Genomic DNA, 17,391 nt, shown 5'->3' with positions numbered 1-17,391 from the left:
CCTTACCCGCACAGGAGCCCCGCACCATGCACTATCACGGCAGTTGCCATTGCGGCACCATCCGATTCGACGTGGAAGGCGAACTGACAGGCGCCATGTCCTGCAATTGCTCGATATGCCGGCGCAAGGGCGCGCTGCTGTGGTTCGTGCCGCGCGACCACCTGCGGCTGGCCACGCCCGACGAACAGATCGCCACCTATACCTTCAACCGCCACCTGATCAAGCACCGCTTCTGTCCCACGTGCGGCATCCACACCCATGGCGAAGGCGTCGACCAGCAAGGCCGGGCGATGGCGGCGATCAATATCCGCTGCCTGGACGACGTGGACCTGGACGCGGTCGCCGTGCATCAGTACGACGGCCGCGCGGCATAGCGCCGGCGCCTGGCGGCGCTAGCCGCGGCCGCCCACGGCGTCGCGGATCTTGCGGTCGGTATGGAACTGGCTCAATGCGTAGACCGCCCACAGCGCGGCCGGAATCCAGCCGATCAGGGTGATTTGCAGCAGCAGGCAGATGATGCCGGCGATGGGGCGGCCGATGGTGAAGAACACCGTGAACGGCAGGAAGATGGCAAGCAACAGGCGCATGGCGCAATCCGGATCTGGAAAACCGCCATGATAGCCGGGTTTACACTGCGCCCCATGCCATCCGCCCCCGCCACGCCCTCCGTCGCCGTGCGCCGCGCCCAGGCGCCCGACGCCGCCCTGCTGCCGGCCATCGAACGCAGCGCCGGGCAGCGCTTCCTGGACGCCCCGGGGCTGGCCTGGATCGCCGCCGACGAAGTCATGAGCGAGCAGGACCACCGGGCCTGGATCGCGGCCGGCACCAGCTGGGTGGCCGAATGCCCCGGCGCCGGATTGGCGGGCTTCCTGGTCGCGGAGCGCACCGCCGATGCGCTGCATGTCTGGGAGTTGGCGGTGCGGCGCGAAATGCAGGGCCGCGGCATCGGCGGGCGGCTGGTGCGGGCCGCCATCGACGCCGCGTCGGCGGCCGGCCTGCCCGCCATCACGCTGACCACCTTCCGCGACCTGCCCTGGAACCAGCCCTTCTACGCGCGCCTGGGTTTCGCCACGCTGCAAGCGGACGGCCTCAACGTGCGCCTGCAGGCCATCCTGGCGCGCGAGGCCAGCCTGGGCCTGCCGGCGGCGCGCCGCTGCGCCATGCGGCGCGAGATCGCGGCGGCGCGCCGCTAGCCGCACCGCCGCGCGCCCGCCGTTGCGCCGCGCCCCGCTTGCCGGGATACTGGGGGCCCGCTTTCGCCCGCGAGACCCCGACAATGCGCATGCTCTGGACCTACCTGCGGCCCCATGGCGGCCTGGCGCTGCTGGCCTTGCTGCTGGCCGCCGCCAGCCAGGTGCTGGCGCTGATCGACCCCATCATCTTCGGCCGCATCATCGACGAATACGCCATCGGCCGCGCCGGCAAGACCGGCGACCAGTTGCTCGCCGGCGTGCTGGGCCTGCTGGCGCTGGCCGTGGCGATACTGTCGCGGCTGGCCAAGGCATTGCAGGAATACGTCACGCGCCTGGTGGTGCAGAAACTGGGCACGCAGATCTTCAATGATGGCCTGCGCCAGGTCATGCGGCTGCGCTTCCAGGAATTCGAGGAGCTGCGCAGCGGCGAAACGCTGTCGCTGCTGCAGAAAGTGCGCAGCGACAGCGAACGCTTCATCAATGCCTTCATCAACACGGCGTTCGCCGCCGGCGTCGGCGTGGCCTTCCTGTGCTGGTACTCGGTCACGCGCCACTGGCTGCTGGTACCGGTGTTCTTCGTCGGCGTGCTGCTGCTGGGCGGGCTGACCGGGCTGCTCAGCCGCCAGATCCGCAGCCAGCAACGCTCCATCATGCGCGAAACCAACCGCAACTCGGGCTTCATCACCGAGTCGCTGCGCAACATCGAACTGATCAAGAGCCTGGGCCTGACCTACCCCGAGATCCGCCGCCTGCAGGCGCAGACCCAGCAGATCTTCGCGCTCGAAATGCAGAAGGTCAAACGCATCCGCCTGCTGTCGTTCCTGCAGGGCATGATACTCAGCGTGCTCAAGCTGTCGGTGCTGTTCGCCCTCCTGTGGCTGATCTTGCGCGACGTACTGAGCACCGGGGAACTGATCGCCATGCAGTTCATCTCGGTCGCGATCTTCGCGCCCTTGCAGGAACTGGGCAACCTCATCCTCGCGTACCGCGAGGCCGACGCCTCGCTGAACCACTACGCCGCCCTGATGGCCCGGCCGGTCGAACGCAATCCCGAATCGGCGCAGGACAGCGGACCGATCCAGCGCGTGCGCTTCGGCGAGGTGCGGTTCCGCCACCAGGGCGCCACCGAGAACGCGCTGGACGGCGTGTCGTTCGAGGCGCGCCTGGGCGACACCGTGGCCTTCGTGGGGCCGTCGGGCTCGGGCAAATCCACCCTGGTCAAGCTGCTGGTGGGCCTGTATGCGCCCGACCACGGCGAGGTCTATTACAACGACGTCTCGACGCGCGACCTGCGCTTCAATCCGACCCGGCGCCAGATCGGCTTCGTCACGCAGGAAACCCATCTTTTCTCCGGCACGCTGCGCGAGAACATGCAGCTGGTCAAGCCCGATGTCACCGACGAGGAAATCGTCGCCGCCATGCGCCAGGCGTCCTGCGCCAACGTGCAGGCGCGCTCGCCCGCCGGACTGGACACGACCATCGGCGAAGGCGGCGTCAAACTGTCGGGCGGGGAACGGCAGCGCCTGTCCATCGCCCGCGCGCTGGTGCGCCAGCCCCGGCTGCTGATCTTCGACGAAGCCACCTCGGCGCTGGACTCGCTGACCGAAGAGCAGATCACCCAGACGATACGCGACGTGTCCCGGCGCGCCGGCCAGATCACCATCCTGATCGCCCACCGGCTGTCCACCATCATGCACGCCGACACCATCTTCGTGCTGGAGAAAGGCCGCGTGGTGGAGCAAGGCAGCCACGCCGAACTGCTGGCCGGCAAGGGCCTGTATTACGCCATGTGGCGCCAGCAGATCGGCGAACGGCCGGCCGTGCGCGCCCCCGAACCGCAGTCCGAGCCCGATACCGCCGGCGGCGGCCCCGAAGCCGGCGTATCGCTGCTGTGACCGGCTGAAACCGGCCTAACGTCTGGACACCACTTTCGTGCGCACCGCCCGCGCGCCAGCCGTTACAGTATCAATGCCGTTCCTGCGCGCGCCGTTGCGCGCCCACCGGGCGGTTCGGGAGCAAGACATGAAGTCCAGACGTTTACAGTTGGCCGGCGTCGCGCTGATGATGGCGGCGGCCTGCGGCCAGGCGGTGGCCGGCGGCGGCCACCACGGCCACCATGGGTACTACGGCGGCTACGGCCACTCGCACGGCAGTTCATCCGATGGCTGGTGGATCGCCGGCGCGCTGGCGCTGGTGGCGGCCGGCACCTACCTGGCCGTCAGTTCGCAGCCCAGCTACGCGCCAGCCGCGCAGTACAGCGCCGGCGGCATCACCTACACCACCCCTGGCGGTTACGCGGCCAGCCCCTACGACAGCACGGTGTACGACCCGCCCAGCTACGACCCGCCCACGGCCTACGAAGACGCCGGTTACGCGCCGGCCGGCCATGGCCAGCCCGCCTTCGATGATGGCACGGTGGCCGGCTACCCGGTGGCCCCGCAAGGCGCCGGCATCGCACGCACCGCCACCCGCCAGCCGGCCGGCGAGGCGGCCTGCCGGCGCGAAGCCATGAATCAGAGCGGCTACGATCCGGCCACGCCCTCGGCCTGGACCACCGGCGTCTCGGTCGATTCGTACCAGCGCGCCCTGTCGGCCTGCCTGGCCGGGCGCGGCTGACGCCCCGCGGCTTCAGCCCAGCGCGGTATCCAGGAACATCATCAGCGCGAAACCGGCCATCAGGCCCACCGTGGCGGTGGTCTCATGCCCGTTGCGATGCGTCTCGGGAATCACTTCGTGCGAGACCACGAAGATCATCGCCCCGGCGGCCAGGCCCATGCTGATCGGATACGCCAGCGCAAAGCCGCTGGAAATGCCCACGCCCACCAGCGCGCCCAGCGGCTCCATCAGCCCCGACGCCACCGCCACCAGCACGGCGCGCCCGATGGGCAGGCCGACCGCGCGCAGCGCCAGCGCGACCGCCAGCCCTTCGGGGACGTCCTGGATGGCAATGGCGGAGGTCAGCGGCAGGCCGATGCGCAGATCGCCGGTGGCGAAGCTGACGCCGATGGCCATGCCCTCGGGCAGGTTGTGCAGGATGATGGTCAGCACGAACAGCCAGACGCGATTGACGCGCGCCGCCTCGGGCCCCTGGTGGCCGGTGCGTTCGTGCTCGTGCGGCGTGAAGTAGTCCAGGCCCAGCATCAGCAGCACGCCCAGCCCCAGGCCCAGCGCCACTACCGCCGCGGCGGCCGGCCCCGGGCCCACGATGGTCCCGGCCGCGTCCAGGCCGGGCAGGATCAGCGAGAACGCGCTGGCCGCCAGCATCATGCCGGCGGCAAAACCCAGCATCGCGTCCTGCGTGCGGGCCGAGATCGCGCGCAGCCCCAGGGCCATCAGCGCGCCCAGCGCCGTGGCGGCGAAGCCCGCCGTGCCGCCCAGCACCGCGTAGCCCACGTGGACGCGGTTCTCGCCGGTCAGCGCGTTGACGATGCCCGCCACCAGCAGCAAGACCACGCCGGCGGCCGAGGCGGCCAATCCGAGGGTGATCAGGGGATGCGACTGCGCCTGCGCGTGCCAGGCGCCGCGCAGGTCGGCGGCAAGCGACGAGGGTTGATTCATGGCGATGGCCCGTGACGAAGGTATGGGTATATTGCCAGACCCCCGCGGCCGGTCCCAAGGCATGCTTTTCAATCGCGCCGATTGAGCCGCGGTATCGGCGCGCCGCGCAGGCAGGGATATTTCCACCGACAACCATTGAGAATGGCCGCTGGATGGCGGTGCGGGCCTGTTGCACACTCGTGCCCGTCACGCCACTTCCCCGCTGCCTGCCATGCCGACCTCGCTGCCTGCCCGGGCGTACGCCCTGCCCCTGATCCTGCCCCTGCTGCTTGCCGCCTGCTCCGATGCCGTGCAAACGCAATACCGCGACCTCGACGAGGCGCGCGCGGCCGGCGCGATACAGCGCGGCTGGCTGCCGGCATGGCTGCCCGCGCGCACCGGCGCCATCGCCGAGGCGCACGACCTCGACACCAACCGCCGCGCGGCCCGCTTCGTGCTGCCCGACGGCGCCCGCATCGAGCCGCCCGGCTGCGCGCCGGCCAGCGGCCGGCTGCCGCCGCCGGCCCTGGCCTTGCCGGGCTGGCCGGCTTCCTTGCACCAGGACGGTGCGGCCGGCCGCTACCGGCTGTACCGCTGCGCCGACGGCTACGCCGCTTTCGATGCCAGCCACGGCTACCTGTGGAATTAGCGGGCGCGCCACACTCCGGGCCGGCGCACGATCAAATTTGTACACAAATTTTGGGCTATCACGTTTAATAGCAACATCCTTCGTCCTTCGGCCCCCCGCCCGGCCCATGCCGGGCGGGGGGCCGGGCGATGGCGGCTTTCCTGGCGGCGCGGGCCGCTCGCCGAGCGCGAGCCCCCGGGCCCCGGGTGTCCAGGCCCATTCCTGATGCGCAAACGCCTCGCGCGCCGCGCATGTGAGGAGCAACGACGATGCGCAGCTCCACCGACCTCAGCGCCGAGGGCATCTCCCAGGCGATCGCCACGGCCATCGTGTCGCACCGCCTGCCGCCGGGCACGCGCCTGCGCGAGGAAGCGCTGGCCAGCGTGTACAAGGTCAGCCGCACCAAGATCCGGGCGGCCTTGCTGATGCTGTCCAAGGACAAGCTGATCCAGATCGTGCCCGACAAGGGCGCCTTCGTCAGCAAGCCGGACGCCCACGAAGCGCGCGAGGTCTATGCCGTGCGGCGCATCCTGGAGGCCGCGCTGGCGCGCGAGTTCGTCGCCTGCGCCGCACCGCAGGACTACGAACGGCTCGAACAACATCTGCACCAGGAACGCGAAGCCATCCACGAGGGCGACGTGCAGCGGCGCAATCAGCTGCTGGCCGGCTTTCACCTGCAGCTGGCCGAGATCGTCGGCAACTCGGTGCTCACCGCCATGCTGCACGAACTGCTGGCGCGCACCGCCGTCATCACGGTGATGTACCAGAGCGCCCACGACGCCAGTTGCTCGTCGCAGGAACACTACGCCTTCCTGGCGGCCGCGCGCGACGGCGACGCCGAGCGCGCCTGCGCCCTGATGGACGAACACCTGCTGCATCTGCAGACCGCGCTGGACTTCGACGGCGCGCCCGCGCCCAACCGCGATCTGGTGGCCGCCCTGCTCAGTTGAGCGGCCATTTGCGCCGGATCATGGCCCAAGCGCGCGCGAAAGGCTACTATGCCGCATTCTGTTGCCTGCCTGGACCTTCGTGTGATCGCCCTGCTCGAAGCCAAGCGCGCCGGCCTGCTGCGACGCGCCCATTGGCTGCCCAATATTGTCTCCGGCCTGATCGTGGGGGTCGTGGCGCTGCCGCTGGCCATGGCCTTTGCCATCGCCAGCGGCGCCAAGCCCGAACAAGGCCTGTATACCGCCATCGTGGCGGGCCTGCTGGTCTCGCTGTGCGGCGGCAGCCGCGTACAGATTGCCGGCCCCACCGGCGCCTTCATCGTCATCCTGGCCGGCATCACCGCCCAGCATGGCGTGGCGGGCCTGCAGCTGGCCACCCTGATGGCCGGCTGCATCCTGCTGGCGCTGGGCGCGGCCCGGCTGGGGGCCATCATCAAGTACATCCCCGCGCCGGTCATCGTGGGCTTCACCGCCGGGATCGGCGTCATCATCTGGGTAGGCCAGTGGAAGGACTTCTTCGGCCTGCCCTCCCCGGCCGGCACGCACTTCCATGAAAAACTGTGGCAGCTCGTGCACAGCCTGCCGCAGCTGCACCTGGCCACCACCGCGCTGGCCGCGCTGTCGCTGGCGCTGCTGCTGCTGAACAATCGCTTGCCCTACCTGCGCCGCGTGCCCGGTCCGCTGGTGGCGCTCGTGGTGGCCACCACGCTGCAGGCCGTACTGGGCCTGGACGGCGTGGCCACCATAGGCAGCGCTTTCGGCGGCATTCCGCAGGGCCTGCCCAGCTGGCAGTGGCCCGAGATCACCGTGTCGCGCGTCATCGAATTGATCGGCCCGGCTTTCGCCATTGCCATGCTGGGCGCCATCGAATCCCTGCTGTCGGCCGTGGTGGCCGACGGCATGGCCGGCACCCGCCACGATTCCAACCAGGAACTGGTCGGCCAGGGCCTGGCCAATATCGTCGCGCCGCTGTTCGGCGGTTTTGCCGCCACCGGCGCCATCGCGCGCACGGCCACCAGCATCCGCAACGGCGGCACCAGCCCGCTGGCCGGGGTCGTGCATTGCATCACCCTGCTGCTGATGGTGCTGCTGCTGGCGCCGCTGGCCGAAAACGTGCCGCTGGCCGCGCTGGCCGCCATCCTGTTCGTGGTGGCCTGGAACATGAGCGACGCGCCTCACTTCGTCAGGATGATCAAGCGCGCGCCGCGCGCCGACGTCGCCATCCTGCTGGTCACCTTCGTGCTGACCGTGTTCGCCGACCTGGTGGTGGCGGTCAACATCGGCGTGGTGATCGCCATCCTGCACTTCCTGCGGCGCATGGCGTCCAGCGTGCAAGTGCAGGCGCAGAGCCCGGCCGAGCTGGGCGACGAGCTGGGCCACCGCGGCTACGGGCCGCTGCCGGACGACGTGCTGGTCTACGCGGTCGAAGGGCCGCTGTTCTTCGGCGCCGCCGAGAACTTCGAGCGCGCCCTGGCGGCCACGCACACCGATCCGCGCACGCTCATCATCCGCCTGCGCTGGGTGCCGTTCATCGACATCACCGGCCTGCAGGCGCTCGAAGAGGTGATCACCGACCTGCAGCGCCGCGGCGTGCGGGTCATCCTCAGCGGCGCCAACCCGCGGGTCAAGGCCAAGCTGCATCGGGCCGGCCTGGTGGGCCTGGCCGGCGCCGACAATGTATTCGACCGCTTCGAGGACGCGGTGCTGTCCTGCCGCGCGCCAGCCGCCCCGGCCACGGCCTGAACGGCGCGCCGGCCGCTACAGGCGCTGCTCGTAGTCCTGCTCGGCCTGCGCCAGCGTGGTCCAGAACGGCGGCGGCGCCTGTCCGGCCAGCTTGCCGGCCAGCACCGCCAGGTGCGCATGCCAGCCGCCCGCCACATCCAGCATCGCGGCGCGGTCGGCCAGCCGGGTGTGGGTCAGCACCAGGCGCACCTGCTCGCCGGCCTCGCTCAGCTCGAACAACACCTCGGACGGCGCCTCGCCGGCGCCGCCGCCCCACGTCAGCGCCAGCACGCGCGGCGGCTCGCAACGCAGCAGCGTGTGGCGCGCGACGATGGGCCGGTCGTATTGCGCGTAGCGCGCCGGCGCGGTCTCGGCCGTCAGCGCGGCGTGATTGAAATGCAGCTCGAAGGTCTGCCCGGGCTGCCGCGGCAATTCGCCGCCGGCCAGCCAGCGCGCGCGCTTGTCGGCGTCGGCCAGCCAGGCCCAGACGCGTTCGATGGGCCCGGGCAGCAGCCGCTCGAAGCGGATGCTTTGCGCGTCCAGGCGCGCGCCGTGGCCATCGGGGAAAGCAGAAGATGGGGAGGTCATGGAGTCGGGTCCTGGTCGGGGTGGGAGGGAACGGACGATGCCGCGTCGGCGCGCAGCAAGGTCTCCAGCATGTCCAGCCTGGTATGCCAGAAGCGCTCGTAGAACTTCAGCCACTCGTCGATGGCGGCCAGCGGCGCGGCATCGATGCGGCACAGGTGCGAGCGCCCCTGCACGCGGCGGCTGACCAGCCCGGCGCTTTCCAGCACCTTCAGGTGCTTGGAGGCAGCCGTGAACGACATGGCGAACGGCGCGGCCAGCGCGCGGATATTGTGTTCCCCGTCGGCCAGGCGGCGCAGCATCGCGCGGCGCGTGGGGTCGGACAGGGCGTGAAAGACGCGGTCCAGGGCGGGAGCTTGATATTCAACCATTTGGTTACATTAGAGAAGACCGCCGTCTTATTCAACCAAATGGTTATGTTTTTTGTAACCGCGGCGGCACTGGCACAATGGAGCGCAAGCCTCAGCACCGGAAAACCCTGCCATGACGCCGCCCGCCCGCTCTTCCGCCGCCGTGCCCGCGCAATACGCCGACGTGCATTACGCCGACCGTCCCATGCGCATCGAGTATGCGCTGCTCGCGCCTGAGCGGCGCGATGCGCCCCTGCTGGTATTCCTGCACGAAGGGCTGGGGTCGCTGGCCATGTGGCGCGACTGGCCGCGGCGCGTCTGCGATGCGGCCGGATGCCGCGGGCTGGTCTATTCGCGCTACGGCTACGGCCGCTCGACCGTCCGTCCGCTGGATGAGAGCCGGCCCATCGACTACCTGCACCAGCAGGCCGCGCAAGCCCTGCCCGCGCTGTTCGCGGCGCTGGGCATCGATGCGCGGCGCGACAAGCCGGTCCTGTTCGGCCACAGCGACGGCGCCAGCATCGCGCTGCTCTATGCCGCCTTGTGCCCGGACGCCGTGGCCGGAATCGCGGTAGCCGCGCCGCATATCTACGTCGAGGACATTACCGTCGCCAACATCGCGGTGGCGCTGCGCGCCTACCGCGAAACCACGCTGCGCGACCGCCTGGCCCGCTACCACGACGATGTCGATTCGACCTTCGCATCGTGGACCGACACCTGGCTGGACCCGGCCTTCCGGCAATGGAACATCGAGGCCTACCTGCCGGCCATCACCTGCCCGATGCTGGCCATGCAGGGCGTGGACGACGAATACGGCACGCTGGAGCAGATCCGCGGCATCCGCCGCCTGGCGCCGCAGACCCGCCTGCTGGAAATCCAGGACTGCGGCCACTCGCCGCACAAGGACCAGCCCGAGCTGGTGACGCGCGCGCTGGCCGGATTCGTGGGCGCGCTGCCGCGCCCGGCGTAACGCGCCCGGCTCAGTCGGCCGGCGCGCGCCGCACCGCGGCGTCGACGATGCGCTCGGCGCCGGCCAGTTGCTGCGCCATCCCGGCGGGCAGGCCCAGCATGCCCTCGCGCGTGCCGGCCGGATGGTAGACCACCAGCACCTCGCCCGACGCGGTCTCGCGCACCAGCACTTTCAAGGGCAGCTCCAGCGCGAAATCGGGCGCGGCCAGCATGAGCGGCGTGCCGGCCTTGGGATTGCCGTACACCACCACCTGGGTCGGCGGCATGTCCAGCCCCGCCTGCTTCGCGGCGGCCTGGTGGTCGATGACCGCGAAGATCGTCATTCCCTTGGCGCGCAAGGCATCCTGCAGGCGCGCCACGGTGGCGGCAAAGGGATAGTCGCTCTTGCGTTGCACGGCGGCCTCCTGGGCATGGACCTGGGCGGCGCCGGCCAGGCATAGCGCCAGAGCGGCGCGGCGGGCCAGGCGCGGAAAATGGCGGGAAATCTGCATGCGGGAACTCCTGAGGAAACGACCCGGAAACGCGGGACATTGCATCTTGCACGCTGCTACCCCTCGTAGCAGCTCCCCTTGCTCGGAGTTGCTACGCTGAAATCACCGTTCCCGTATCGACATTTCTGGAAGGAGGTACATCATGCCAGCCAAATCCAAAGCCCAGCAAATGGCCGCCGGCGCGGCGCTCGCGGCCAAGCGCGGCGAATCCAGGGTGAGCGACCTCAAGGGCGCCTCGCGCGACATGTACGACTCGATGAGCGAGCGCGAGCTCGAACACATGGCCGGCACCGCCCGCAAGGGCAAGCCGTACCATAAGTGACCCTCCGGGAGGCCGTCCCCGCATGGGCAGCGAAACCTGCGGCAAGGGTGCCTGTCCCGACGGGGACAGGCACCCCGGCATAGGATTCAGCAGGAGCCTGTCCCCGCCGGGACAGCCACCCCGGCATAGGATTCAGCAGGAGCCTGTCCCCGCCGGGACAGGCTCCTGTGTCATAGGTATCTTTCCTTGTACATCAGCGGCGACATGCCGCAGTACTTGTTGAAGATGTCGCGAAAGGCCTTGGTGTCGTTGTAGCCAACCTCGTACATCACTTCGGCGACCGATTTGCGCGAGCTTTCGAGCTGCTTCTTGGCCGCCTCGATGCGGATGCGCTGCATGTACTCGACGATGCTGTTGCCGGTGGCATGGCGAAAGCGCCGCTCCAGCGTGCGCCGCCCCAGCGCCACGCGCTGCGCCAGCTGCTCGACGGTCAGGCGCTCGGTGTAGTTGGCCTCGATGTGCTCCTGCACTTGCCGCACCACCCCATCGCCATGCGTTTTCTGCCCCACGAACACCACGAACGGCAATTGGCTCTGGCGGCTCCAGTCCAGCTGGAACAGCTTGGCGCACCAGATCGCCGTCTCGCGATCGGTGTACTTGTCGACCAGGTGCAGCACCAGGTGCGCGGCCGAGAACGCGCCGCCGCTGGTGTAGATGCCGTTGGCCTCCAGCACGACCCGGTCGCTGACCCAGCGCACCGCCGGAAACAGGCGGCCGAAGTCGCTCTGCGCCGCCCAGTGCACCACCGCGCGCTGTCCGTCGAGCACGCCGCCGGCGGCCAGCAGCGCGGCGCCCACGCACAGGCTGGCGACCTCGCCGCCGTTCTTGTAGTAGCCGGCCAGCCAGTCGATCAATGCGCCGTTTTCCTGCAGCGCCGGCTGCGGATCGCCCTGGATGGGCGGCACGACGCACAGGTCGACCTCGCCCACCGCCTCCAGCACGGTGTCGGCCTGCACGGTGATGCGGCCGTGATCCAGCCGCACCTACGGCGTGGCCGCCACCAGGCGCACGTCGAAGCGCGGCGCGCAGCCGCGCTCGCGCAAGAAGCCGTTGGCCGCCAGGAAGCCCTGGCGGGCGTTCTCGAGCGATGCGATGTTGGCCCGTTCGGGCACCAGCAGGGCGAGACGTTTCATAGCGCCCAGCATACTGCGGCCAGCCTGTCGCGATCCACCCGCAACAATGTCGCAATCCCCCGTCGGCAACCCCCTGCTTTCCCGCTACAGTGCCAATTCCAACCAGGGGGCCGCGGGGCCCCTGCCACCCAGGAGCAATGCCATGGATCAGTACGTAGACGGTTTCCTGCTGTCGGTGCCCAACGACAAGCTGGACACCTACCGGCAGATGGCCACCAAGGCCGGCGCGATCTGGAAAGAGCATGGCGCGCTGGCCTATTGCGAATGCACGGGCGACGACCTGGACATCGAAGGCATGGTGTCGTTCAAGACCTCGGCCGCGGCGCGCGAGGGCGAAACCGTGGTGTTCGCCTGGATCGTCTACCCGAACCGGGCCGAGCGCGACCGCATCAATGCGGCGGTCATGGCCGACCCGCGCCTGAAGGAACAGTGCGTCGAGGGCGTGTTCGATTTCAAGCGCATGGCCTACGGCGGGTTCAAGACGCTGGTCAATCTATGAGGGCGGGCTGGCGCGCCAGCGCACGCGCCGTGCCGGCCACCCGCACCGAACTGCCCGGCTCGGGGCCGTACTCGGCCCTTAGCCGCGCCGGCACGCCCATGTCGAAGCCCTGCAGGATCTCGATGGCCCCGGCGCGCAGCCAGCCGCTGTCGCGCAGATGTCCGGCCAGCGCGGCGGCGGCCGCCCCGGTTGCCGGATCCTCGTACACGCCGCCGGCCGCAAACGCATTGCGCGCGTGCAGCAGCGTGGCCGACTCGGCGTGGACCCAGGCGATCGTCACCACGCCCGTGCGCTTCATGAAAGCGCGGCCGGCGGCCAGGTCGTAGCGCATCGCCGCCAGGCGCTCGCGGCTGTTCAGCGGCAGGATCAGGTGGGCGGCGCCGGCCTCGGCGTAGGCTGGCGGCAGCCGGCTGTCGAGGTCGGCGGGCGTGTAGCCGAACAGGGCCAGCGCCTCGTCGCGCACGGCCGCCTCCAAGGGTGCGCTGCGCGTGCGCGGTGATTGCAGCGCGGCGCTGTAGAGGCCGCCCTGGCGGCGCCCTTCGACCGTTATGTTGGCATGGTTGGTCGTCAGGGCGAACACGCCGTCGCCCTCCTGCTCGGCCAGCACGGCGCCCAGCGCGATCGTGGCGTGGCCGCAGAATGGCACTTCCGCTTCCGGCGCGAAATAGCGTACCCGCCAGCCGCCATAGGCCGGCGCGGCGAACACGGTTTCGGAATAGCCGATCTCGGCGGCCATCTGCTGCATGGTCATGGCGTCGGGCAGCACCTCGGCCACATGGACGCCGGCCGGGTTGCCGCCGCGCGCGCCGTCGGAAAAGGCGGCGATGCGCCGCACCGAGGCAATCAGGGATGTCGTGGTTTGCATGGCTATCTCCACAAAGCGATGAGAGGTACGATAGCCACACGCATCAATTTAGGATATCGAATTCTTATAATCCCCAGTATTACGAATCCTAATAAATCATGAGCCGCAATATCGACACCGCGCTGCTGCGCGCCTTCCTGGCCGTCCACGATACCGGCAGCCTGACCGCCGCCGCCGCCCTGCTGCACCTGACCCAGGGCGCGGTCAGCCAGCAATTGCAGCGGCTGGAGGCCCTGTTCGGCCGCACCTTGCTGGAACGGCGCCGCAGCGGCGCGGCGCTGACCGGCGACGGCGCGCGCCTGCTGGGCCGCGCGCGCGAGATGGTGCGCATCAACGACGAACTGATGCAGCACATGACCGGCGCCGACTGCGTCGGCGCGGTGCGGCTGGGGGTGCCGCACGACCTGATCGGCACGCACTTGCCGGGCCTGCTGCGCGCCTATTCGCTGCGCTATCCCGATGTGGACATTTCACTGATCTCGGCGACCTCGCCCGAACTGCTGGAGCAGGTGCGGCGCCGCAAGCTGGACTTGACGCTGGCCGAGGAGCCCATCGGCGCGGCGGCGGGCGGCGAGCGCCTGGCCGTCGACCGCGTGGTGTGGCTGGCCGCCCCGGGCGGCCAGGCGTGGCGCAAGAACCCGTTGCCGGTGTCACTGGTCAGCGATGCCTGCGCCTTCCGGCCGGTGCTGGCCGACGCGCTGGACGGCGGACGCATTCCCTGGCGCAGCGTATTCGAGAACGGCAATGCCGACGCCACGTTGACCACCGTGCGCCTGGACCTGGCGGTCACGGCCAGCCTGTTGTCGGTGGCCCCCGCCGACCTGCAAGTGCTCGACGCGGCCAGCGGCCTGCCGGCCCTGCCCGACTACGCCATCAATCTGTACATCGCGCCCGGCGAGCGCTCGCAGGCCGTCGAGGAAATGGCGCACCATATCCGCCAGGCCTACCAGGAGCGCCGGCCGGCTTACGCGGCCGCCGCCTGAGCGCGCCCGCGTCGCGCCGGCTCAGCCGCCGGCCCGCTGCACCAGCAGCACGCCGGCATGCAGGGCCAGGCCGATCAACCCGCCCACCAGCGTCCCGTTGAAGCGGATGTACTGCAGGTCACGGCCCACGCTCAGTTCGAGTTCGCGCACCAGGTGGCGCTCGTCCCAGTTCTTGACGGTACGCGAGATATGCTCGGTCACGCCGCTGCGCAGGCTGTCGGTCAGCTTGCGCGCGCTGTCCAGCACATGCTCGTTGACCGCCCGGCGCAGCTCGGGGTCGCGCGACAGCCGTTGGCCCAGCGCCTGCAGGGCATCCTCCAGGTGACGCGCCAGCGCCGAATCCTCGGCCTGCAGGTCGCGCCGCAATACCGCATGGATGTCGCGCCATAGCCCCAGCGCGTACTCCTGTACGCGCGGGTCGTCGATCAGGCGCTGCTTCAGGGCCTCGACCTGGCCGGCCAGCTCGGGGTCGTCGCGCAGCCGCGCAATATAGTCGGCCACCCACGCCTCGTAGTTGCGCCGCACGGGATGATCCGGGCGAGACAGCACATCGCGCAGTTCGTCGACCAGGGCGCGCGCCATGCGATCGGCCAGGTTGTCGGCAATGCCCTCCACCGAGCCGATGACATCCACCGCGGCGATGATGCGCGGCCATTCCTTGCGGGCGAACTTCACCAGCAGCGCGCAGGCGCGCTGGCGGATATCCTCTTCGCCGAGGTAGTCGCCCAGCCGGCGCAGCGCGGCGTCCAGCAATTCCTGGTGGCGGCCGTCGCGGGTCAGGAGCGCCAGCACTTCGCCGGCCGTGCGCGCCGCGTCCCAGCGGCGCAACTGCGCCACGGCGAAGCCCTGGATGGCGCGGCTGACAGCCTGCTCATCGAGCAGGTCCAGCGCCTGCAGCGCCACCTGGCGCGCGCCCTGGCCCAGGCTGCGGGTCTGGCGCGGGTCGGCCAGCCAATGGCCCAGGCGCGCGGCCGGATCGAACACGCGCAGCTTTTCCAGCAGCGTCGCGGGATCGAGGAAATGATCGCGCACGAACACCGCAAGGTTGTCGCCGATACGCGCCTTGTTGGCCGGGATGATGGCGGTATGGGGAATCGGCAGCCCCAGCGGGCGGCGAAACAGCGCCACCACGGCAAACCAGTCGGCCAGCGCGCCGACCGTGGCGGCCTCGCAGAACGCCCGTACCCAGGCCCAGGCGCCCTGTCCGCCCATCAGGTGGCTGGCGACGAAGCCGGCGATCATGGCCGCCAGCAGCGCCAGCGCCCAACGCTGCATGCGGCGCAATTGCGCCAGGCGCGGATCGGCCGGCGCGCTCATGGGGCCAGCCCCGGGCGCCCGCGCACCGCCGCGGTCTCGAACTCGCCGGCCAGCCAGTCCAGGAAGGCGCGCACCGGCGGGTGCCGCTGGCGGCCCGGCGCCGACAGCGCGGTATAGCGCAGCCCGGGCACGCTGATGTCGGGACGAAAGCACGCCAGCAGGCCGCGCGCCTCGCTGTCGGACACCATGGCCGAGCTGGCCAGCACCAGCCCCTGGCCGGCGATGGCGGCCTGCAGGGCGTAGTTTTCCTCTTCATAGCTGCGCGGCGCGGCGCGCGCCAGCCAGCTCACGCCGGCCGCCTCGCACCATTGCCGCCAGCCGGTCTCGTACACGGTGGAATCGCGCCATTGCACCGAGATCAGCGCGGGCCGCCGCGGCGGGCGCGCCGTAGACGGCGAAGCGCTCGGGCAGCACGGCCGCGGCCTGCAGGCCGCGGTGGCGGCCCGAGCGGTCGCCGCCGCCATAGCGGATCGCCACGTCCACGCTGGCGTCCTGCAGCAGATCCACCAGGCGGCTGGTCGCGTCCAGCCGCACCTCGTAGCCGGGATGCGCCTGGTAGAAGCGCCCCAGCCGCGGCACCAGCCACAGCGCGGCAAACGAATGCGTGGTCGACACCGTCAGGCCGCCCGTGCTCGGCCGCGGACGCAGCGCGTCCAGCGTCTGCGCCAGATCCAGCAGCATGCCATGCACCCGCTGGAACAGGCGCCCGCCCTTGGGCGTGAGCAGCACCCCGCGCGGCAGGCGCTCGAACAGCGCAAAGCCCAGCCGCTGCTCGAGCGCGCGGATCTGGTGCGACACGGCGGTGGGCGTGACATGCAGCTCGGCGGCGGCGCCCTTGAAGCTGAGCAGGCGCGCCGCGGCCTCGAAGGCGCGCAGCGCGCCCAGCGGTAGATCATGAAACATGCGGGGTCACGACAGAGATGAATTCAATTCATCTTAATGCAGGCATCGTCACTCGCCAAGCCAGGCAATCAAGCCGTAAATTTTCCATGCGCCAACGCTCACCCCACCCAAACGCTTAGCGAGGAATGAAAATGGATTCATCTCAAGTCCCCAACCCCGTGCTGGTGCTGGTCGGCAGTCCGCGCCGCGACGGCAACAGCGCCCTGCTCGCCCAGGCCGTGGCCGAGGGCGCGCGCCAGTCCGGCGCCGTCGCCACGCTGCTGTTTCTCGACGACTACATCGCGGGCTTCCTGACCGACGAGAAAGAGGCCGATGCGCGGCGCCCCGACGACCGCTACGGCGAACTCTTCTTCGACCACTTCCTGCCCGCGCGCGCCGTGGTGCTCTGCACGCCGGTGTACTGGTACGGCATGTCGGCCCAGGCCAAGGCCTTCTTCGACCGCTCTTTCACCTATTACTCAGCCAGCCATCCCCGCCACGCCGAGGTACTGCGGCGCATGACGGGCAAGCGGCTGGCGCTGGCCGTGTCCTCCGAGGAAACCTACCCTGGCGCGGCCCTGGGCATCGTGCATCAGTTGCAGGAGTTCACGCGTTACACCCACTCGCAGTTCGTCGGCATGGTGCACGGGGCGGGCAACCGCAGAGGCGAAGTGGCGCACGATCCGCGCCGTCCGCTGCAAGCCGCGCACCGGCTGGGCCACGGCCTGTTGTCGCTGCCCTACTCCGACTATCGCATCGACAGCCCGCGCGACCACCAGGTCTGGCCCGGCGCGCCGGCGTGAGCGCGGCGCCTGGGGCGCCAGTCCCTGCGGGAATTCTGGTGCCTGTCCCCGTGGGGATCCTGGTGCCTGTCCCCGTCGGGATCCTGGTGCCTGTCCCAGCGGGGACAGGCACCCCGGGAGTCGGCGGGTGCCAGTCCCCATGCAGAGACAGGCACCCCAGGAGTC

At 70.0% G+C, this 17,391-nt stretch carries 19 protein-coding genes and 2 pseudogenes; 12 read left to right on the top strand and 9 right to left on the bottom strand.

The features are described 5' to 3' along the window. Positions 1–26: 26 nt before the first annotated feature. Positions 27–374, top strand: a complete 348-nt coding sequence (locus LK409_RS04645; RefSeq protein WP_010926505.1) for a GFA family protein — start codon at positions 27–29, stop codon at positions 372–374. An 18-nt stretch (positions 375–392) separates the two neighbouring features. On the opposite strand, the gene LK409_RS04640 is transcribed toward LK409_RS04645, so the two are convergent. Next, positions 393–587, bottom strand: a complete 195-nt coding sequence (locus LK409_RS04640) for a YqaE/Pmp3 family membrane protein (protein ID WP_003812201.1) — start codon at positions 585–587, stop codon at positions 393–395. Positions 588–641: 54 nt separating this feature from the next. On the opposite strand from LK409_RS04640, the gene LK409_RS04635 reads away from it, so the two are divergent. From LK409_RS04635 to LK409_RS04625, 3 genes are all read left to right on the top strand, one after another. Beyond that, positions 642–1,193: a GNAT family N-acetyltransferase gene (locus LK409_RS04635; protein WP_010927991.1), complete on the top strand. Its 552-nt coding sequence runs from the start codon at positions 642–644 to the stop codon at positions 1,191–1,193. Positions 1,194–1,276: 83 nt separating this feature from the next. Beyond that, positions 1,277–3,088, top strand: coding sequence for an ABC transporter ATP-binding protein (locus tag LK409_RS04630; RefSeq protein ID WP_010927990.1), 1,812 nt, complete (start codon positions 1,277–1,279; stop codon positions 3,086–3,088). A gap of 73 nt (positions 3,089–3,161) precedes the next feature. Beyond that, the gene (locus LK409_RS04625) at positions 3,162–3,809 is read left to right on the top strand and encodes a hypothetical protein (RefSeq protein WP_010927989.1); all 648 of its coding nucleotides are present in this window, start codon (positions 3,162–3,164) and stop codon (positions 3,807–3,809) included. 12 nt (positions 3,810–3,821) lie between these two features. Here the strand turns inward: LK409_RS04625 and LK409_RS04620 are convergent, their stop codons facing one another. Continuing rightward, on the bottom strand, positions 3,822–4,751 hold the full coding sequence (locus LK409_RS04620; RefSeq protein WP_010927988.1) for a ZIP family metal transporter: 930 nt from the start codon (positions 4,749–4,751) through the stop codon (positions 3,822–3,824). Between the two features lie 169 nt (positions 4,752–4,920). Here LK409_RS04620 and LK409_RS04615 point away from each other — a divergent pair, with 169 nt between their 5' ends. The 3 genes from LK409_RS04615 to LK409_RS04605 all read left to right on the top strand — a co-directional run bounded on the left by LK409_RS04615 (position 4,921) and on the right by LK409_RS04605 (position 8,048). Further along, positions 4,921–5,379, top strand: a complete 459-nt coding sequence (locus tag LK409_RS04615) for a hypothetical protein (RefSeq protein WP_003812211.1) — start codon at positions 4,921–4,923, stop codon at positions 5,377–5,379. Between the two features lie 248 nt (positions 5,380–5,627). Next, positions 5,628–6,308: a GntR family transcriptional regulator gene (locus LK409_RS04610; protein WP_010927987.1), complete on the top strand. Its 681-nt coding sequence runs from the start codon at positions 5,628–5,630 to the stop codon at positions 6,306–6,308. A gap of 48 nt (positions 6,309–6,356) precedes the next feature. Beyond that, positions 6,357–8,048 carry a SulP family inorganic anion transporter gene (locus LK409_RS04605; protein ID WP_010927986.1) on the top strand — a complete coding sequence of 564 codons (1,692 nt, stop codon included), beginning with the start codon at positions 6,357–6,359 and terminating at the stop codon, positions 8,046–8,048. Positions 8,049–8,063: 15 nt separating this feature from the next. Here LK409_RS04605 and LK409_RS04600 read toward each other — a convergent pair whose 3' ends face one another. Continuing rightward, positions 8,064–8,615 carry an SRPBCC family protein gene (locus tag LK409_RS04600; protein ID WP_010927985.1) on the bottom strand — a complete coding sequence of 184 codons (552 nt, stop codon included), beginning with the start codon at positions 8,613–8,615 and terminating at the stop codon, positions 8,064–8,066. Next, positions 8,612–8,983 carry an ArsR/SmtB family transcription factor gene (locus LK409_RS04595; RefSeq protein WP_003812220.1) on the bottom strand — a complete coding sequence of 124 codons (372 nt, stop codon included), beginning with the start codon at positions 8,981–8,983 and terminating at the stop codon, positions 8,612–8,614. Before LK409_RS04595 ends, LK409_RS04600 begins: the two co-directional genes overlap by 4 nt. A gap of 112 nt (positions 8,984–9,095) precedes the next feature. On the opposite strand from LK409_RS04595, the gene LK409_RS04590 reads away from it, so the two are divergent. Further along, on the top strand, positions 9,096–9,932 hold the full coding sequence (locus tag LK409_RS04590; protein WP_010927984.1) for an alpha/beta fold hydrolase: 837 nt from the start codon (positions 9,096–9,098) through the stop codon (positions 9,930–9,932). Positions 9,933–9,942: 10 nt separating this feature from the next. On the opposite strand, the gene LK409_RS04585 is transcribed toward LK409_RS04590, so the two are convergent. After that, positions 9,943–10,467, bottom strand: coding sequence for a DUF302 domain-containing protein (locus LK409_RS04585; protein ID WP_003812224.1), 525 nt, complete (start codon positions 10,465–10,467; stop codon positions 9,943–9,945). A 97-nt stretch (positions 10,468–10,564) separates the two neighbouring features. Here LK409_RS04585 and LK409_RS04580 point away from each other — a divergent pair, with 97 nt between their 5' ends. Further along, positions 10,565–10,744: a DUF3008 family protein gene (locus tag LK409_RS04580; RefSeq protein ID WP_003812228.1), complete on the top strand. Its 180-nt coding sequence runs from the start codon at positions 10,565–10,567 to the stop codon at positions 10,742–10,744. 170 nt (positions 10,745–10,914) lie between these two features. On the opposite strand, the pseudogene LK409_RS04575 reads toward LK409_RS04580, so the two are convergent. Next, positions 10,915–11,889, bottom strand: a pseudogene (locus tag LK409_RS04575) (GlxA family transcriptional regulator). A gap of 130 nt (positions 11,890–12,019) precedes the next feature. Between LK409_RS04575 and LK409_RS04570 the strand changes: the two are divergent. Continuing rightward, positions 12,020–12,376, top strand: a complete 357-nt coding sequence (locus LK409_RS04570) for a DUF1428 domain-containing protein (RefSeq protein ID WP_003812232.1) — start codon at positions 12,020–12,022, stop codon at positions 12,374–12,376. Here LK409_RS04570 and LK409_RS04565 read toward each other — a convergent pair. Next, on the bottom strand, positions 12,366–13,241 hold the full coding sequence (locus tag LK409_RS04565) for a PhzF family phenazine biosynthesis protein (protein ID WP_003812234.1): 876 nt from the start codon (positions 13,239–13,241) through the stop codon (positions 12,366–12,368). The genes LK409_RS04570 and LK409_RS04565 overlap by 11 nt on opposite strands. 98 nt (positions 13,242–13,339) lie before the next feature. Between LK409_RS04565 and LK409_RS04560 the strand changes: the two genes are divergently transcribed. Continuing rightward, on the top strand, positions 13,340–14,224 hold the full coding sequence (locus tag LK409_RS04560) for a LysR substrate-binding domain-containing protein (protein ID WP_010927983.1): 885 nt from the start codon (positions 13,340–13,342) through the stop codon (positions 14,222–14,224). Between the two features lie 21 nt (positions 14,225–14,245). Here LK409_RS04560 and LK409_RS04555 read toward each other — a convergent pair whose 3' ends face one another. Next, complete coding sequence (locus LK409_RS04555) at positions 14,246–15,541, bottom strand: DUF445 domain-containing protein (RefSeq protein WP_003812238.1); 1,296 nt, start codon at positions 15,539–15,541, stop codon at positions 14,246–14,248. Continuing rightward, a pseudogene (locus LK409_RS04550) lies at positions 15,538–16,444 on the bottom strand (LysR substrate-binding domain-containing protein). Before LK409_RS04550 ends, LK409_RS04555 begins: the two are co-directional and overlap by 4 nt. A gap of 131 nt (positions 16,445–16,575) precedes the next feature. On the opposite strand from LK409_RS04550, the gene LK409_RS04545 reads away from it, so the two are divergent. Further along, entirely contained in the window at positions 16,576–17,226 is a 651-nt protein-coding gene (locus LK409_RS04545) for a flavodoxin family protein (protein ID WP_010927982.1), read from the top strand. Positions 17,227–17,391: the final 165 nt, after the last annotated feature.

The sequence above is a fragment of the Bordetella parapertussis genome, from assembly GCF_020735925.1.
GTDB classification, from domain to species: domain Bacteria; phylum Pseudomonadota; class Gammaproteobacteria; order Burkholderiales; family Burkholderiaceae_B; genus Bordetella; species Bordetella pertussis.
Note: the sequence above shows the minus strand (reverse complement) of the source record. Positions and strands in the feature narration are given on the sequence as shown.

Coding starts and splice junctions, on each gene's coding strand:
- LK409_RS04555 (WP_003812238.1), bottom strand. CDS start 15,541: ATGAGCGCGCCGGCCGATCCGCGCCTGGCGCAATTGCGCCGCATGCAG.
- LK409_RS04640 (WP_003812201.1), bottom strand. CDS start 587: ATGCGCCTGTTGCTTGCCATCTTCCTGCCGTTCACGGTGTTCTTCACC.
- LK409_RS04545 (WP_010927982.1), top strand. CDS start 16,576: ATGGATTCATCTCAAGTCCCCAACCCCGTGCTGGTGCTGGTCGGCAGT.
- LK409_RS04645 (WP_010926505.1), top strand. CDS start 27: ATGCACTATCACGGCAGTTGCCATTGCGGCACCATCCGATTCGACGTG.
- LK409_RS04600 (WP_010927985.1), bottom strand. CDS start 8,615: ATGACCTCCCCATCTTCTGCTTTCCCCGATGGCCACGGCGCGCGCCTG.
- LK409_RS04585 (WP_003812224.1), bottom strand. CDS start 10,467: ATGCAATGTCCCGCGTTTCCGGGTCGTTTCCTCAGGAGTTCCCGCATG.
- LK409_RS04595 (WP_003812220.1), bottom strand. CDS start 8,983: ATGGTTGAATATCAAGCTCCCGCCCTGGACCGCGTCTTTCACGCCCTG.
- LK409_RS04625 (WP_010927989.1), top strand. CDS start 3,162: ATGCCGTTCCTGCGCGCGCCGTTGCGCGCCCACCGGGCGGTTCGGGAG.
- LK409_RS04560 (WP_010927983.1), top strand. CDS start 13,340: ATGAGCCGCAATATCGACACCGCGCTGCTGCGCGCCTTCCTGGCCGTC.
- LK409_RS04565 (WP_003812234.1), bottom strand. CDS start 13,241: ATGCAAACCACGACATCCCTGATTGCCTCGGTGCGGCGCATCGCCGCC.
- LK409_RS04605 (WP_010927986.1), top strand. CDS start 6,357: ATGCCGCATTCTGTTGCCTGCCTGGACCTTCGTGTGATCGCCCTGCTC.
- LK409_RS04620 (WP_010927988.1), bottom strand. CDS start 4,751: ATGAATCAACCCTCGTCGCTTGCCGCCGACCTGCGCGGCGCCTGGCAC.
- LK409_RS04590 (WP_010927984.1), top strand. CDS start 9,096: ATGACGCCGCCCGCCCGCTCTTCCGCCGCCGTGCCCGCGCAATACGCC.
- LK409_RS04580 (WP_003812228.1), top strand. CDS start 10,565: ATGCCAGCCAAATCCAAAGCCCAGCAAATGGCCGCCGGCGCGGCGCTC.
- LK409_RS04570 (WP_003812232.1), top strand. CDS start 12,020: ATGGATCAGTACGTAGACGGTTTCCTGCTGTCGGTGCCCAACGACAAG.
- LK409_RS04610 (WP_010927987.1), top strand. CDS start 5,628: ATGCGCAGCTCCACCGACCTCAGCGCCGAGGGCATCTCCCAGGCGATC.
- LK409_RS04635 (WP_010927991.1), top strand. CDS start 642: ATGCCATCCGCCCCCGCCACGCCCTCCGTCGCCGTGCGCCGCGCCCAG.
- LK409_RS04630 (WP_010927990.1), top strand. CDS start 1,277: ATGCGCATGCTCTGGACCTACCTGCGGCCCCATGGCGGCCTGGCGCTG.